Source organism: Rhodococcus sp. B10 (assembly GCF_011770055.1).
Classification (GTDB): Bacteria; Actinomycetota; Actinomycetes; order Mycobacteriales; family Mycobacteriaceae; genus Rhodococcoides; species Rhodococcoides kyotonensis_B.
Genome location: NZ_JAAFYV010000008.1, coordinates 34274 through 49295, shown reverse-complemented (window position 1 = coordinate 49295; position 15022 = coordinate 34274). Strand labels below are relative to the sequence as shown.

Below are 15022 nucleotides of genomic sequence, written 5' to 3'. Positions count from 1 at the left end.
TTGGAGTGTGGCACGTGGGCATGAGGGCCCCCACCGGTCTACCGTCGTTGTCGCGGCGGAGCCGGATTCTGCTCGTATTGGCATTGGTCCTCGCAGCGTTGCTGCTTGTCGGTCCGCGCCTCATCGACACCTATACGAACTGGCTGTGGTTCGGGGAAGTCGACTTCCGCCAGGTGTACACGACGATGCTGGTCACCCGGGCGTTGTTGTTCCTGATCGTCGGCGTGCTCGTCGGCGGTGTCGTGTTCCTGGCACTGCTGCTGGCGTATCGCAATCGCCCGGTGTTCGTACCCGTTGCAGGCCCGAACGATCCGATCGCTCGGTACCGGACCACCGTCATGAGCAGGCTTCGTCTGTTCGGAATCGGAATCCCGGTCGCGTTCGGCGTCATCTCCGGTTTGATCGCGCAGACCAATTGGGTTGTCGTGCAACTGTTTCTGCACGGCGGCGACTTCGGTCGCGTCGATCCGCAGTTCGGTCTCGACGTCAGCTTCTACTCGTTCGATCTGCCGTTCTACCGCTTCGTGCTGAACTGGTTGTTCGTCGCGACACTCATCGCGTTCTTCGCCAATCTGTTGACGCAGTACGTCTTCGGCGGAATCCGCCTCGCGGGACGCGAAGGTGCACTGACGCGTGCTGCGCGCGTACAGCTCGCAGTCCTGGCGGGCGCCTTCGTTCTGTTCAAGGCCATCGCCTACTGGCTGGACCGCTACTCGTTGCTGTCGAGCAGCCGTAAGGAACCGACGTTCACCGGCGCAGGCTTCACCGACATCAACGCGGTCCTGCCGGCCAAGCTGATTCTGCTGGCGATCGCATTGATCTGTGCTGCAGCGTTTTTCGCTGCGATCTTCCTGCGTGATCTACGCGTCCCCGCGTTGGCGACGGCGTTGCTCGTGCTGTCGTCGATCCTCGTCGGTGCCATCTTCCCGCTGCTGATGGAGCAGTTCTCGGTGCGCCCCAACGCGGCGGAGAAGGAAAGCGCCTACATCGAGCGGAACATCGCCGCGACGCGGGACGCGTACGGCATCGGTGACGACGTCGTCGAATACCAGGCCTACTCGGGAGAGGGTTCCCAGAACCCACGCGAGAGTCAAGCCGACATCACGACGATCGCGAACACCCGGCTCCTCGACCCGAACGTGTTGTCTCGCACGTTCACTCAGCAGCAGCAGCTGAAGAACTTCTTCGGCTTCCCGGCGACGCTCGACGTCGACCGGTACGAAATCGACGGCCAGCTGCAGGATTACATCGTCGCGGCTCGTGAGCTGTCGCCCGAGAGCCTGACGGGCAACCAGACCGACTGGATCAACAAGCACACGGTGTACACCCACGGCAACGGCTTCGTCGCTGCTCCGGCGAACCGCGTGAACGCGGCCGTGCAGGATCCGACGGCCGAGGGCGCCAACAGCAACAGCGGTTACCCGATCTACACCGTCAGTGACATCGCGTCGCAGGGAACCGAACAGGTCATCCCCGTCGATCAACCGCGCATCTACTACGGCGAGGTCATCGCACAGTCGGATCCCGACTACGCGATCGTCGGCACCGGCGGCGAGGGCGAGGACCGTGAATACGACACCGACACCTCTCGCTACACCTACACCGGTGCGGGTGGCGTGTCGGTGGGCAACTGGTTCAACCGGTTGGCGTTCGCTGCGAAGTACGCCGAACGAAACATCCTGTTCTCGGGTGCGATCGGCGACAATTCGAAGATTCTGTTCAACCGCGATCCACGTGAGCGTGTACAGAAGGTCGCTCCCTGGTTGACGACGGACAGCGACTCCTACCCGGCAGTGGTCGACGGCAAGATCGTGTGGATCGTCGACGGCTACACCACGTTGAAGGACTACCCGTACGCGCAGCGCGCGTCGTTGGACGGCCTGACCGTCGACAGCTTGGAACCCACTACCGGTCGCCCGCTTCCGAAGGAAGAGGTGTCCTACATCCGCAACTCGGTGAAGGCCACGGTCGACGCCTACGACGGAACCGTCACGCTCTACCAGGTCGACGACAAGGATCCGGTGCTGAACGCGTGGATGGGAGTGTTCCCCGACTCGGTCAAGCCGTCGTCGGAGATCCCGGACGATCTGCGGTCCCACTTCCGTTACCCGGAAGACCTGTTCAAGGTCCAGCGCGAGATGCTCGCCAAGTATCACGTCGACGACCCCAACGAATTCTTCACCAACAACGCGTTCTGGTCCGTCCCGAGCGACCCGACGGTCGACGGTGGAACGGATCTGAATCAGCCGCCCTACTACGTGCTGATCGGTGATCCGGAGACCGGTGAACCGTCGTTCCGGTTGACGAGCGCGATGGTCGGCTTCAACCGACAGTTGCTGTCCGCGTACATCTCGGTGCGATCCGACCCGGAGAACTACGGCAAGTTCACGGTGTTGCAGCTACCGACGGACACGCAGACACAGGGTCCTCAGCAGGCGCAGAACTCGATGACATCGGACTCTCGTGTGGCATCGGACCGAACTCTGTTGCAGCAGTCCAACAACATCCAGTACGGAAATCTGTTGACTCTGCCGATCGCAGACGGCGGAATCCTGTACGTCGAACCGCTGTACACCGAACGCAACACTGCGTCGACGTCCACGTTCCCGCAGTTGACGAGAGTGCTCGTCAGTTACCGGGAACCGGGAGCCGGGGGAGGCGTGCGCGTCGGGTATGCGGCGACGCTGTCCGAGGCGCTCGACCAGGTGTTCGGTTCCGGCACCGGCTCCGCGGCGACCGCACCGGGTGGTGACGCGTCGAATCCGCAGTCCACGGAGGAGGAGCCGACACAGTCGGGCACGCAGGCGACCACTCCACCGCCTGCCAACGCGCCGACGCAGAGTCAGCCGCCGAACTCCGATGCGGTGCAACGACTCGACGCTGCGTTGACCGAGGTGCGCTCCGCTCAGCAGAGTGGTGATCTGGGACGGTTGGGTACCGCGTTCGAGGCGCTTCAGCAGGCGATCGACGCGTACCAGAACGGCCGCTGACTCTGCGCCCGGGAAGCTCGGTATTTCACTGAGCTGCAACCGAACACGACAACTGAATTGCGAAAACCGAAGCGGCGCCGTCACTGTCTTCCACAGTGACTGCGCCGCTTCGTCGTCGGATCGTCGACGCGATCCGAACTGCGGTCAGCCGAGAAGATGTCGGCCGAACGTGTTACCGGCCGAACGAAGCCAGCGCCGGCTGTGCGGCGGCGACTGCCTGATCGAACTGCGCGCTGAGCCCGTACTGGCTCGCCAGTGCCGAGGCCTGGTCGAAGCCGTGCTGTGCGACAGCGGTGGCGTGATCGATGTACTGCTGAGCGGTCGCCTGGTACTCGGGTGCGACGGGCAGCTGCGGTGCTGCGGGTGCCTCGACTGCCGGGGCGACGGGTGCGGGCGCCTCCTGAACGGGGGCTTCCTCGATCGCGGCCGCCGGTGCGACGGACGTGGACTCGCCACTGGTCAAGTGCTGACCGCAGACGGGCCATGCGCCGACGCCCTGGGTCGCGAGGACGTTCTCGGCGACGCGGATCTGCTCGGCCTTCGATGCGCCTGCGGGTGATCCCGAGCCGCCGTTGGCCTCCCAGGTGCTCTGCGTGAACTGCAGACCGCCGTAGTAGCCGTTTCCGGTGTTGATGCTCCAGTTGCCGCCGCTCTCGCACTGTGCGACGCCATCCCAGTTGTGCCCGGCAGCGTTCGCGGTGCCCATGGAGACGCCGAGGGGAATCGCAACGACGGCGCCGGTCACGGCAGCCCATCCCAAAGCACGCTTGCCGAATGATGTGTGTGTGGTCATGCGGGTGAATCCTCTCCGCGCTAGCCTGCGCATCTCGTAAGACGAACATCGATCGATGTGTCTCGCGTCGGTGTACGAACGGTCACGGGTTCGTACTTCTCGCGCCTCTGCCCCCGTGCCAATCGGGGAACCGGTCCCCGCGGGGCAGAGAGTCGCAGCGGCGGGGGCGGTTTCGGCCCTGGTTTCTAGGACCGATCGTGAAGGTAGTCCAGTAATCTGGTGACGTCACACAGAGATTTGGTGGCTGGCTTGTCCACATGTTGAGACAAAGAACGGCGTTCGCGCAGGTCGATCCGGGTTGCGACGGATTCGTTTCCGCTTCGTTACACCGTTGTGATGTGACGCAGATCACCGGTAAACCGTGATGCAGCGCACCCATTTCTGTGCATTTTCGACGATGACGCGAGGCCGTTCGGCACCGACGGCGATCGGGAAGCAGGCCCGGGCCGTGAATTTGCTTATCCTCGACACCGTCCTGTAACTTTGCGTTCGCAACGCGGGGTGGAGCAGCTCGGTAGCTCGCTGGGCTCATAACCCAGAGGTCGCAGGTTCAAATCCTGTCCCCGCTACCACCCACAAGACCGGCACTCGCGCGAGTGCCGGTCTTGTTCGTTTTCGGGCGGTCAAATGCGTGCTCATGTGCGCACATAATTGGCTAGTCTGATTCCGTGCCTCTTGCCGACTCGCGGTTCCGACGCCTGTTCACCGCCCAGATCCTGGCTCTGATCGGTACCGGGCTGACGACGGTTGCACTCGGACTCGCGGCATTCGACATCGCCGGATCCGACGCGGGTGCCGTCCTCGGCACGGCCTTGGCCGTCAAGATGGTCGCTTACGTCGCGGTGTCACCCGTCGCGTCGGCCCTGACCGCACGCGTGAACCGTACGACGGTTCTGGTCGCCGCCGACGCGGTGCGTGCGGCGACCGTGCTCGTACTTCCGTTCGTCGACCATCCCTGGCAGATCTACGCGCTCGTGTTCGTCCTGCAGTCCGCGTCGGCGACGTTCACTCCTGCGTTCCAGTCGACCATTCCCGCGCTACTGAGGGAGGACGTCGCGTACACGAAGGCATTGTCACTGTCCCGGCTCGCGTACGACCTCGAGTCGATCGTCAGTCCGATGGTCGCGGCAGCTCTGCTGACCGTGGTTTCGTACCACGTGCTGTTCGTCGGAACGGCTGCCGGCTTCGTCGCGTCGATGAGTATGGTCCTGAGCGCCCGGCTACCGTCGATGAGATCGGTCGACCCGGTGCCGTTTCGCACGCGAATCACGTCGGGCACACGCAACTTCGCGACTCGAGCACCGCTGCGGGGAGTGGCAGCGATGAACCTCGTCGCGGCCGCGGTGACGAGTGTCGTCGTCGTCGACACGGTCGTGTACGTCCGTGCGCGGCTCGGTGGGTCTTCGGATCAGGTAGCGCTGCTGTTCGGCTGCTTCGGCGCAGGCTCCATCGCCGTTGCAGTATGCCTTCCCCGTCTGCTGAAGCGGGTCTCGGACCGCACCGTCATGCTGACGGGATGCGCGGTAGCAGCGCTGACGACCGTCTGTACGGCGATCTTCGCTGTCGTCGTCACCACCGGCCCGACCGCCTGGATCTGTCTCGCCGTCCTGTGGGTGGCTGCGGGAGCAGCGGCGTCGGCAGTAGGCACTCCGACGGCCCGCGTGATCCGTCGCTGCGCCGCCGACGACGAGCTGACAGCGTTGTTCACGGCTCAGTTCTCGCTGTCACATGCGTGTTTTCTTCTGACGTATCCGATCGTCGGGTGGGTCGGTGCGGCAGCGGGACAATCGGTCTCGACGGCGATCTCGGCCGTGCTCGCTACACTGGCGACGATTGCAGCCTCGTTGCTGTGGAGGTCGAGTGAGGGAGGTGGCGATGACCGAATCGGTGCCGACTCGAAGTCCGAGTCTCGACCACGGGACGAACCCGGACCGCGTCCGGCTGGAATCCGCCAGTGACATCTTCCGCATGTTGGCCGATCCCACACGGCTTCACCTGCTGTGGATTCTGTCGCACGACCCGTCCGACGTGTCGGCTCTGACAGAGGCTACCGGTGCGTCGCGGACAGCGGTCAGTCAGCATCTCGCGAAGTTGCGCTTCACCGGAATGGTCGAGACGACCCGGGACGGCCGACGCGTCGTGTACCGGATCGTCGACGGGCACCTCGCACGACTGGTTCGCGAGGGCTTCAACTATGCGGATCACCGGGTGACCGGCGAACCGCCGCACCGGTGACGCGCAGAAGGACAGCCGGATTCTGGAGCAGCAGAAGGGCGACGCTTACGTCGCCGCCCTCCTCGCAGCGGTGAAGATCTAGTTCTTCTCGGACGTGTCGGTGTCGACCGCGTCGGAATCGGCATCGGTCTCGTCGGCTGTCAGGTCGACGGTGTCGGCACCCTCGAGTGCGGTCAGCTCTTGCTCGGCCTCGGCGATCAGACCCCTGGCCTCGTCCTTGATCTTCTTCGTCCATTCGGACATGTTCACTTCTCCTCCGCTACCCGTCGAGCATTCGACGCACGTGTACCCGATACTCCGCCAACCATTCTCGGCCCAGTCGACGCCTGCGGGCTAGTCAGGGTCGGAAAGTAGACGTCGGAGGACCTTGCCGGTCGCGTTGCGCGGTAGGTCGTCGACGAACACGACGTCACGAGGGACCTTGTGCCGCGCGAGATGTGCCTTCACGTAGGTCTTGATGTCGTCGGGATCTCGATGGGACGCGGGCGTGGGCACGACGTACGCCCGGAGTCGGTGTCCGAAGTCGGGATCCGCGACACCGACGACGGCGGCCTCGACGACGTCGTCGCGGTCGGCCAGTAGGTTCTCCACCTCGATCGGGTAGACGTTCTCGCCGCCGGACACGATCATGTCGTCGTCACGACCGTCGACGAAGAGCAGTCCGCGTTCGTCGAAATGTCCGAGGTCACCGGTCGACAGCATCCCGTCGATGCGTTCCTTGTCTCGTCCGTCGGTGTAACCGGAGAAGCTGAGGCCACTGGAGACGAAGATGCGTCCCACGGTTCCTGCGGTCGTCACGGGTGTGTCGTCGTGATCGAACAATTGAACGCGGCACGTCACCGGTGGTCGGCCCGCCGTGCCGGGAGCCTGCTCGAGCTCGTCGGGTGTGGCCACCGTCGCCACGGCGACTTCGGTCGATCCGTACAGGTTGTGCAACACCGGGCCGAAGGCGCGGGCGGTCCGACGCGACAGATCCGGCGAAATCGACGAGCCCGCCGCGAAAATGACGCGCAGAGCGGATGTGTCGAACCGATCGAGAACGTCCGGACCGAGGTCGACGATGCGCTGCAACATCGTGGGTACCAGCACGAGCGTGTCCGCCTTGTGCTGTGCGAGCAGTTCGACTGTGTTCTTCGGGTCGAACTTGCGATGCATCACGACGGTGTCGGCCAGCGCGAGTGCGAGCGCGAACTGGGACAGACCGGTGCCGTGGAAGATCGGTGCCGCCATCACCATGGTCTTGTTGCGGCGCAACGGCACTCGATCGAGGAACTGCGCCGACGCCAGCGGCGACGTGTGATCCCGAGGAGCCCCCTTCGGCGCGCCCGTCGTTCCGCTGGTCAGCAGTACGAATCCCCCCTGGATCTTGGGTGCCGGCACTGCCGCGGTCGATTCTCGCTCGATGATCGACGCCAGCGTCCGCAAGCGCGGGCTCGCCGTGTCGGTCCATGCGAGATATGTGGTGACTGCGGGGGAGAGGGCGGCGGCGACGTCCGAGAATTCCTCGTCGAAGACGAATGCGCCGACCTGCTCCCTGGCTGCCACGTCGGCCAGCTGCGGGGCGGCGAAGCCGGTGTTCATCATGACGAGCCGGACGCCTCCCTTGGCCGCCGCGAGCATCGTCGTGACCAGGAGTCGGTGGTTACGCGCCATGGCACCCATGACCGATCCGGCTCCGATACCGTCGGCGCGCCACCCTCGGACGAGCGCATTCGACATCCGCTCGAGGTCCGCATATGTGAGGCTGCCCGCCTCGTCGATCAGCGCGACGGTGTCGGCATCGGTGTCCGAATGTGCATGCGCGTGAACGGGACCGGCGAACGGCCCGTACTTGCGCACGGCTCGGAGAGACGCGATCCCCTGATCGATTCGGGGGAACGGGAGAAGCCCCGAGCGGTTCATCACGCGTACCGCGCCCAGACTGTCGACGATGTGCGTCAGCGTGCGGTGGCGTTCGACTCTGTGTCGTACCGACATGATCGTCTCCCCCGAGAACGTTCCGGTGATCCAGCAGTGTTCGTCGAGAAACGATGGTAGTGAACGATCACAAAGCTCGGGCGGAAAGCGCGAACGGGGGTTCAGCCCTCCGCGAATCGTGCGTCGATGATCCGCCGTCGCATCAGATCTCGTTCCGGGTTCGAGCCGGCCAGGTCGAGAGCCCGTCGGAACTCTGCGGCAGCCTCGGCGTTCCGGCCCGACCGCAACAGCAGGTCGCCACGGGCTGCGGCGTACGGAAAGTAGTTCGCCAGCATCGGCTCGTCGGCGATGTCGTCGAGTAGTGCAAGTCCTACCTCGGGGCCGTCGCGCATCGCGACGGCCACCGCACGGCCCAGCGAGACGACAGGAGACGGTGCGACGACGGACAGTACGCCGTACAGGGCGACGATCTGTGGCCAGTCGACGTCGTCCGGGGTGCGCGCCTCGTCGTGCAGCGCAGCGATGGCGGCCTGCACGGCATACGGCCCAGGGGTATCTCCGGACAGTGCCTCGACGACGAGAGCAGTCCCTTCGTCGATCATGGCCTGGTCCCACAGCGTGCGATCCTGTTCCTCCAGCATCTCGATGGCACCGCCCGGGCCGGTGCGAGCGGCACGCCGTGCATGGGTCAGCAGCATCAATGCCAGCAACCCGGTCGTCTCGCGCTGACTCGGTAGCAGCGCGCGAAGAATGCGGCCGAGGCGTATCGCCTCGTCGGCGAGGTCGGTGCGCATCAGATCGTCACCGGTCGATGCGGCGTACCCCTCGGTGAAGATGGAATACACGACCTGCAGCACCCCGGGGAGGCGGTGGGGCAACTCGTCGACGCCGGGGACTCGGAAGGGGATGCGCGCGTCGCGAATCTTCTTCTTCGCCCTCGTTATTCGCTGACCTGCGGTGGTCGGAGTGACGAGAAACGCTCGCGCGACCTCGTGCGTCGTGAACCCTGCCAGGCACCGCAACGTCAGCGCGACGCGGTCGTCGGGTCCCAACGCTGGGTGCGAACACGTGAAGAACATCTGCAGACGGTCGTCGGGAAATTCGGCGTCGGTCACGTCCGGCGGCGACGAGTACTCCGCCCGGTCGCGATCCACGTGCAGCAAGGCCAGCTTCGACGCGTAGGTCGAGTCCCGACGAAGACGATCGACGGCTCGACGCCTTGCCGTCGTCAGAAGCCAGGCGCCGGGAGCTTTCGGGACGCCGTCGACCGGCCAGTGCACCAGGGCGGCTTCGATCGCGTCCGACGCCACATCCTCGGCGAGGTCGAGATCGCCGTAACGACGCACGAGTGTGGCCAACAGTCTGCCGTGTTCTTCGCGGAACACCGCGTCCAGGGAACTGTCCACGCCCGTGCGCCGCACGAGGTCAGTACTCGGCGATCGGGCGAACGACGACGGTCCCGCCGCCCTGCGAACCGGGGCACCGAGCGGCCCAGTCGAGGGCCGCGTCGAGGTCGGGGACGTCGATGACCTCGAAACCACCGAGTACTTCGCGTGTTTCGGCGAACGGCCCGTCGGTGATGCTGCGGCGTCCGTCGTCGTCGACCCGAACGGTGGTGGCGCTCGTCAGATCGGCCAGCGAGTATCCGGTGACGAAGACGCCTTCGTCCTGCATCTCCTTGCCGAACTGGATCCAGTCCTCCGGCGTGCAGCCGTTGTCGAAGTCGGCGCTCGGTGCGTTGATCAGCAGCATGTACTTCATGGTGTCTCCTCGGTCGTTTCTCTCGGCTTACATGATGACGACGAACAGATTGCTGCGCTTTCGACACGGCCGAGAAAAAACTTCGGAGAAACGACGAGAGCCCGCGGCACGGATGCAGCGGGCTCTCGTCGGTCGATTCTGCTTACTTCAATTCGGCGGACGTCTTACCGAGTACGCGACGGGCGACGATCAGCTGCTGAATCTGCTGCGTGCCTTCGAAGATGTCGAGAATCTTGGCATCGCGACTCCACTTCTCGAGCAGAAGTCGTTCGGAGTAGCCGTAGCTGCCGGCGAGTTCGACGGCCTTGAGCGTGATCTCGGTGGCCGACCGTCCCGCCTTGGCCTTCGCCATGGACGCCTGCAGAGAGTTGGGCTCCTTGTTGTCCGCCATCCAGGCGGCGCGCAGGGCAAGAAGGTGCGACGCCTCCCAGTCGGCTTCGAGACGCAGGAATTCGGCTGCCGCTGCGTGCTGGTTGTACGCGGGGGTCGTGTACGAGATCTCGACACCGGCCTCGTCGAGAATGGACCGGAGCTCCTCCAGGGCCGCACGCGCGACACCGATCGCCATGCCTGCGACGAGCGGGCGCGTGTTGTCGAACGTCTGCATGACGCCCGCGAAGCCCTTCTCGGTGTTGACCTCGGCCGATCCGAGCAGGTTGTCCTTCGGGATACGGCAGTTCTCCAGCAGCAGTGCGGCGGTGTCGGACGCCTTGATGCCCAGCTTGTGCTCGAGTCGCGCGACGCTCAGACCAGGAGCGTCCCGCGGGACGACGAACGACTTGATCGCCGCGCGGCCCTTGGACCTGTCGACGCTGGCCCAGACGACGATGTGGGTGGAGCGTTCGCCGGCGGTGACGTAGATCTTCTCGCCGTTGAGCACCCATTCGTCGCCGTCGAGCTCGGCGGTGGTGGTGACGGCGGCCGAATCCGAACCGAAGCTGGGTTCGGTGATCGCCATGGACGCCCACACCTTGCCGAACCGCTCGAGCTGTTCGTCGGTGGACACTGCAGCGATCGCCGAGTTACCGAGGCCCTGGTAGGGGATGGACAGCGTCAGGCCCACGTCGCCCCAGCATGTTTCGATGACGTTGACGAGTGCGGACATGTTGCCGCCGTTGGCATTTGCCGTCTTGCTCGGCTTCGGGGCGGATTCGCTGTCCCTCTCGCGTCCGCCTGCGGCCCCGCCGATCTCGTTGCCCGCGTCGGACATGCCCTCGACCATGGACGCCATCGTGTCCAGCTCGACAGGATAGGCGTGCTCGGCCAGGTCGTACTTACGGGAGATGGGCCGGAAGATCTCGGCTGCGACCTGATGCGCCTGATTCGCCTGTGCCCGAAGCTTCTTGGGGAGTTCGAGATTGATCATCGTGTGTCCTCGAGTCTTTCGTTCGCGCGTTGAGACGAATCAGATGAGTACGATGCCCTCGGCAACGCCGACGGCGCGGAGATCGCGGTACCAACGCTCCACCGGGTGCTCCTTGGTGAAACCGTGGCCGCCCAGCAACTGCACTCCGTCGGAGCCGATCTGCATGCCCTTCTCGGATGCAAGGCGTCGTGCGAGTGCGGCCTCACGGGCGAACGACTTGCCCTGCTCCGCCCGCGATGCGCCACGCAGGGTGACCAGACGCAGACCGTCCACCTCGATCGCGATGTTCGCGACCATGAACGCGACTGCCTGTCGGTTGCTGATCGGTTCGCCGAATGCCACGCGCTCGTTGACGTAAGGGATCACGTAGTCGAGGACTGCCTGGCCGGTGCCGACGGCGAGAGAGGACCAGCCGAGCCGAGCGAGGCTGATGGCGTCGGCGTAATCGAGCGCACGCTGGTCGGCGTCACCGCCACCCAGCAGGGCCGATTCGGGAACGGCGACATCGGTCAGATGCAGCCGTCCGAGTCCTGCGGCACGCAGACCCATGCTCGGATCCGCCTCGACGACAAGGCCTTTGGAATCCGATTCGACGATGAAGAACGACGGCCGTCCGTCGAGCTCGGCGGCCACCACGAACAACTCGGACGAGCCCGCGGCAGGCACGACGCTCTTGACTCCGTTGAGCTTGTATCCGCTGGGGGAGCGAACAGCCTTGGTCTGCAACGAGAACGGATCGAAGAGTGCGCGAGGTTCGTTGACGACGACCGCCGCGTTCGGGACCTTCTCGCCGACGAACGCCGGGAGGTAGGTCTGCTGCTGAGCGTCGGTTCCCCACTGCGTCAATGCAATTGCGACGCCGCTCGGAGCGAGAATCGGAAGCGCGAGACCCATGTCGCCGTGTGCGAGGGCCTCGGCGACGAGCGCGTTCGTCACCGCGCCACGCTCACTGGCGGCGCCGTCGAGCTCCTCGGGAACGTTGATGAGCGTGATGCCCAGCTCGGCGCTACGGCGAACCAGATCCTCGGGTGACGACGCGGAGGCGTCGGCGTCGTGCGCGGCAGGGCGCAGGATCTCGTCGGCGAATTCCTTGACCGTCTCGACGATCATGCGCTGCTCGTCGTCCGGCGTCAGGTCGAAGTAGTCGAGGTTCTTGACCGCGGCGTCGTCGAGGCGCTTGGGCTTGCCGCCACCGGTGACTTTCGCGAAGGTACGCGTGGCCGCGCCGAGTGTCTTGAACCCGGACTTGGTGCCCTCGTACGTGACGCGATCGATGGTCTGCCGGATCTTGTACTTCTCCGCCAGCTCCGATCCTGTGATGGCCGTGAGCACGCGCATGGCGGTGCCGATGGCATCTCGCTTGATCGGGTTCAGGCCGATTGCGGATGTGTCGCGAGGCGTCTTGCGCTTCGTCTCGATCACACTGTCTTGCTTGCTCATGATCACCAGCTGTTTCTCGGTGTCGGGCTCGGACTCCGCCAACCTTACTCCCGAGTAAGATAGCTGTCTACTCCCCGGTAAGAACGGGAACATCCGCGCACGTCAACGCCGATATGGCACGATTTCCTACCGTGCCGATACTCGCCCAGATCTTTGCCGCACTCGCGGCCGTGCTCCACGTCGCCATCTTCGTCATGGAAAGCGTCCTCTGGACCAGGCCCACGGTGTGGAAGCGGTTCGGAGTCGCCAGCCAAGCCGACGCCGACACCGTCCGGCCGATGGCCTTCAACCAGGGCTTCTACAACCTCTTCCTCGCGCTCGGGATCGTCGGCGGCCTGATCGTCGGAGGATCGGCAGGCCACGCCGTCGTGATCTTCGCGTGCCTGAGCATCGTCGGCGCGGCCGTCGTTCTCGCGACGGGTGGACGCACGTACTTCCGAGCGGCGGTCACGCAGGGCGTCACTCCGCTCGTCGCCCTCGTGATCGCGGCTCTGTTCTGAGCGTCAGCCGTGCTGCAGCGCGGCCAGGACCTCGTCGTGCAGCAGTCCGTTCGTCGCGACCGCGCTGCCGCCGTGCGGTCCGGCGGTGCCGTCGAGACCGGTGAAACGCCCGCCCGCCTCGCGAACGAGAACGTCGAGTGGGGCCAGGTCCCACAGTGAGACCTCGGGCTCGGCGGCGATGTCCAGCGTGCCCTCGGCGAGGAGGCAGTAGGAGAAGAAGTCGCCGTACCCTCGCGTCCTCCACACGGTGTCGGTCAGAGCGACGAACTGCTCACGGATTCCGCGGTCCTTCCAACCGCTGAGGCTGGCGAAACTCAAACTCGCAGAACTCAAGTCACGCACCGACGACGTCGTGATCGCGCGGGCGTCGCCGCCGTCGTACGACGTGAACGCGCCCATGGAGTCGGCGGCCCACCACCGCCGGTTCAGGGCTGGTGCGCTGATCACTCCGACGACCGGCACGCCGTCCTCGAGTAGTGCGATGAGCGTCGCCCAGATCGGCACTCCTCGTACGAAGTTCTTGGTGCCGTCGATGGGATCGACGACCCACTGCCTGCCCTCGAAGACCGCGTCGCCGCCGAACTCCTCACCGAGGACGGCGTCGTCCGGGCGCTGTTCGGCCAGCACGGCGCGCACATGGCGTTCGACCGCGAGATCGGCGTCGCTGACCGGGCTGAGGTCGGGCTTGTCGTCGACCTTCAGGTCCAGCGCGAGAAATCGATCGCGGGTGATGACGTCGGCCTGGTCGGCGAGGGACAGTGCGAGTTGCAGGTCAGCGGCGGAGAAGGTCACCAGGAGAGCCTAGACAGGGTGACAGTCGCGTCGTCACCCCGTCCCGGGCCGGAACCAGCAGTGACCACGACTCGAGTTCGACCACGATCGGTGTGCCGGTAACCTTGTATCTCGTGCATCCTGACGTCTCCGCAGATCTGAACGAACTCGACATCACCCTCACCACCATCGAGTCGGTGCTCGATGTCGAGGAACTGCGTCGCCGGATCGACGAACTCGAACACCAGGCCGCGTCTCCGGACCTCTGGAACGACCAGGAACACGCGCAGCAGGTGACCAGTCAGCTGTCGCATGCGCAGGCCGAGTTGCGTCGCGTCGAAGAGCTTCGTCAACGGCTGGAGGACATGCCGGTTCTGTACGAACTCGCGGAGGGCGAGGAGGGCGACGCGCAGGCGTCGGCCCTTGCCGACGCGGACACCGAGCGCGCGTCGCTGCGCGAGGACATCGCGGCGGCCGAGGTGCGGACTCTTCTGTCCGGTGAGTACGACCAGCGCGACGCGCTCGTCAACATCCGGTCCGGTGCAGGCGGGATCGACGCGGCCGACTGGGCCGAGATGCTGATGCGTATGTACATCCGCTGGGCGGAGAAGCACGGCTACGGCGTCGAGGTGTACGACACGTCGTACGCGGAAGAAGCAGGCATCAAGAGCGCGACCTTCGCGGTCAAGGCGCCCTACACGTACGGAACGCTGTCGGTGGAACAGGGCACGCACCGCCTCGTTCGCATCAGCCCGTTCGACAACCAGGGTCGGCGTCAGACGTCCTTCGCCGAGGTCGAGGTACTTCCCGTCGTCGAGACGACCGATCACATCGACGTCCCGGAAGGCGACATTCGCGTCGACGTCTACCGATCCAGTGGACCGGGCGGACAGTCGGTCAACACGACCGACTCGGCGGTGCGCCTGACGCACATTCCGACCGGCATCGTCGTCACCTGCCAGAACGAGAAGTCGCAGTTGCAGAACAAGGTGTCCGCGATGCGCGTCCTCCAGGCCAAACTGCTCGAGGTCAAGCGCAAGGAAGAGCGCGCCGAGATGGATGCCCTCAAAGGCGACGGCGGCAGCTCCTGGGGCAACCAGATGCGGTCCTACGTGCTGCATCCGTACCAGATGGTCAAGGATCTGCGGACCGAGTACGAGGTCAACAACCCGTCCAGCGTCCTCGACGGCGACATCGACGGTTTCCTCGAATCCGGCATCCGCTGGCGGATGCGCGGCGAAGAGTAGGT

General features: G+C 65.0%; 13 protein-coding genes and 1 tRNA gene. 6 read left to right on the top strand and 8 right to left on the bottom strand.

Annotation, left to right across the window (positions count from 1 at the left end; genetic code table 11):
* Nucleotides 1-14: 14 nt before the first annotated feature.
* The gene (locus RhoFasB10_RS07410) at nucleotides 15-2990 is read left to right on the top strand and encodes a UPF0182 family protein (protein ID WP_174551345.1); all 2976 of its coding nucleotides are present in this window, start codon (nucleotides 15-17) and stop codon (nucleotides 2988-2990) included.
* A 172-nt stretch (nucleotides 2991-3162) separates the two neighbouring features.
* Here the strand turns inward: RhoFasB10_RS07410 and RhoFasB10_RS26610 are convergent, their stop codons facing one another.
* Nucleotides 3163-3783, bottom strand: coding sequence for a transglycosylase family protein (locus RhoFasB10_RS26610; RefSeq protein ID WP_114331557.1), 621 nt, complete (start codon nucleotides 3781-3783; stop codon nucleotides 3163-3165).
* A 495-nt stretch (nucleotides 3784-4278) separates the two neighbouring features.
* Here RhoFasB10_RS26610 and RhoFasB10_RS07400 point away from each other — a divergent pair.
* From RhoFasB10_RS07400 to RhoFasB10_RS07390, 3 genes are all read left to right on the top strand, one after another.
* Nucleotides 4279-4355: transfer RNA gene (locus tag RhoFasB10_RS07400), tRNA-Met, on the top strand.
* A 96-nt stretch (nucleotides 4356-4451) separates the two neighbouring features.
* A complete protein-coding gene (locus RhoFasB10_RS07395) occupies nucleotides 4452-5741 on the top strand; it encodes an MFS transporter (protein WP_167675828.1) in 1290 nt (429 codons plus the stop codon).
* Nucleotides 5659-6018: a metalloregulator ArsR/SmtB family transcription factor gene (locus RhoFasB10_RS07390; protein WP_167675826.1), complete on the top strand. Its 360-nt coding sequence runs from the start codon at nucleotides 5659-5661 to the stop codon at nucleotides 6016-6018. Before RhoFasB10_RS07395 ends, RhoFasB10_RS07390 begins: the two co-directional genes overlap by 83 nt.
* 78 nt (nucleotides 6019-6096) lie before the next feature.
* On the opposite strand, the gene RhoFasB10_RS07385 is transcribed toward RhoFasB10_RS07390, so the two are convergent.
* The 6 genes from RhoFasB10_RS07385 to RhoFasB10_RS07360 form a co-directional block, all read right to left on the bottom strand.
* Nucleotides 6097-6261, bottom strand: coding sequence for a hypothetical protein (locus RhoFasB10_RS07385; protein ID WP_165839602.1), 165 nt, complete (start codon nucleotides 6259-6261; stop codon nucleotides 6097-6099).
* 90 nt (nucleotides 6262-6351) lie between these two features.
* Entirely contained in the window at nucleotides 6352-7995 is a 1644-nt protein-coding gene (locus RhoFasB10_RS07380; RefSeq protein ID WP_167675824.1) for an acyl-CoA synthetase, read from the bottom strand.
* Nucleotides 7996-8096: 101 nt separating this feature from the next.
* Nucleotides 8097-9341 carry an RNA polymerase sigma factor gene (locus RhoFasB10_RS07375; RefSeq protein ID WP_346764363.1) on the bottom strand — a complete coding sequence of 415 codons (1245 nt, stop codon included), beginning with the start codon at nucleotides 9339-9341 and terminating at the stop codon, nucleotides 8097-8099.
* Nucleotides 9342-9360: 19 nt separating this feature from the next.
* Nucleotides 9361-9696 carry a YciI family protein gene (locus RhoFasB10_RS07370; protein ID WP_068421386.1) on the bottom strand — a complete coding sequence of 112 codons (336 nt, stop codon included), beginning with the start codon at nucleotides 9694-9696 and terminating at the stop codon, nucleotides 9361-9363.
* Between the two features lie 142 nt (nucleotides 9697-9838).
* The gene (locus RhoFasB10_RS07365; RefSeq protein WP_167675820.1) at nucleotides 9839-11062 is read right to left on the bottom strand and encodes an acyl-CoA dehydrogenase family protein; all 1224 of its coding nucleotides are present in this window, start codon (nucleotides 11060-11062) and stop codon (nucleotides 9839-9841) included.
* 39 nt (nucleotides 11063-11101) lie between these two features.
* On the bottom strand, nucleotides 11102-12508 hold the full coding sequence (locus RhoFasB10_RS07360; protein ID WP_167675870.1) for an acyl-CoA dehydrogenase family protein: 1407 nt from the start codon (nucleotides 12506-12508) through the stop codon (nucleotides 11102-11104).
* Nucleotides 12509-12633: 125 nt separating this feature from the next.
* Here RhoFasB10_RS07360 and RhoFasB10_RS07355 point away from each other — a divergent pair, with 125 nt between their 5' ends.
* The gene (locus RhoFasB10_RS07355) at nucleotides 12634-13002 is read left to right on the top strand and encodes a DUF1304 domain-containing protein (protein ID WP_167675818.1); all 369 of its coding nucleotides are present in this window, start codon (nucleotides 12634-12636) and stop codon (nucleotides 13000-13002) included.
* Between the two features lie 3 nt (nucleotides 13003-13005).
* Here the strand turns inward: RhoFasB10_RS07355 and hisN are convergent, their stop codons facing one another.
* Nucleotides 13006-13794 (bottom strand): histidinol-phosphatase, encoded by a 789-nt coding sequence (gene hisN / locus RhoFasB10_RS07350; RefSeq protein ID WP_068421380.1) that lies wholly within the window; start codon nucleotides 13792-13794, stop codon nucleotides 13006-13008.
* 113 nt (nucleotides 13795-13907) lie between these two features.
* On the opposite strand from hisN, the gene prfB reads away from it, so the two are divergent.
* Nucleotides 13908-15020: a peptide chain release factor 2 gene (gene prfB / locus RhoFasB10_RS07345; protein ID WP_068421593.1), complete on the top strand. Its 1113-nt coding sequence runs from the start codon at nucleotides 13908-13910 to the stop codon at nucleotides 15018-15020.
* Nucleotides 15021-15022: the final 2 nt, after the last annotated feature.

What these genes read in the sequence shown, in the direction of transcription:
- RhoFasB10_RS07385 (WP_165839602.1), bottom strand. Translation starts at nt 6,261, where the DNA reads ATGTCCGAATGGACGAAGAAGATCAAGGACGAGGCCAGGGGTCTGATC.
- RhoFasB10_RS07365 (WP_167675820.1), bottom strand. Translation starts at nt 11,062, where the DNA reads ATGATCAATCTCGAACTCCCCAAGAAGCTTCGGGCACAGGCGAATCAG.
- RhoFasB10_RS07380 (WP_167675824.1), bottom strand. Translation starts at nt 7,995, where the DNA reads ATGTCGGTACGACACAGAGTCGAACGCCACCGCACGCTGACGCACATC.
- RhoFasB10_RS07370 (WP_068421386.1), bottom strand. Translation starts at nt 9,696, where the DNA reads ATGAAGTACATGCTGCTGATCAACGCACCGAGCGCCGACTTCGACAAC.
- RhoFasB10_RS26610 (WP_114331557.1), bottom strand. Translation starts at nt 3,783, where the DNA reads ATGACCACACACACATCATTCGGCAAGCGTGCTTTGGGATGGGCTGCC.
- RhoFasB10_RS07390 (WP_167675826.1), top strand. Translation starts at nt 5,659, where the DNA reads ATGACCGAATCGGTGCCGACTCGAAGTCCGAGTCTCGACCACGGGACG.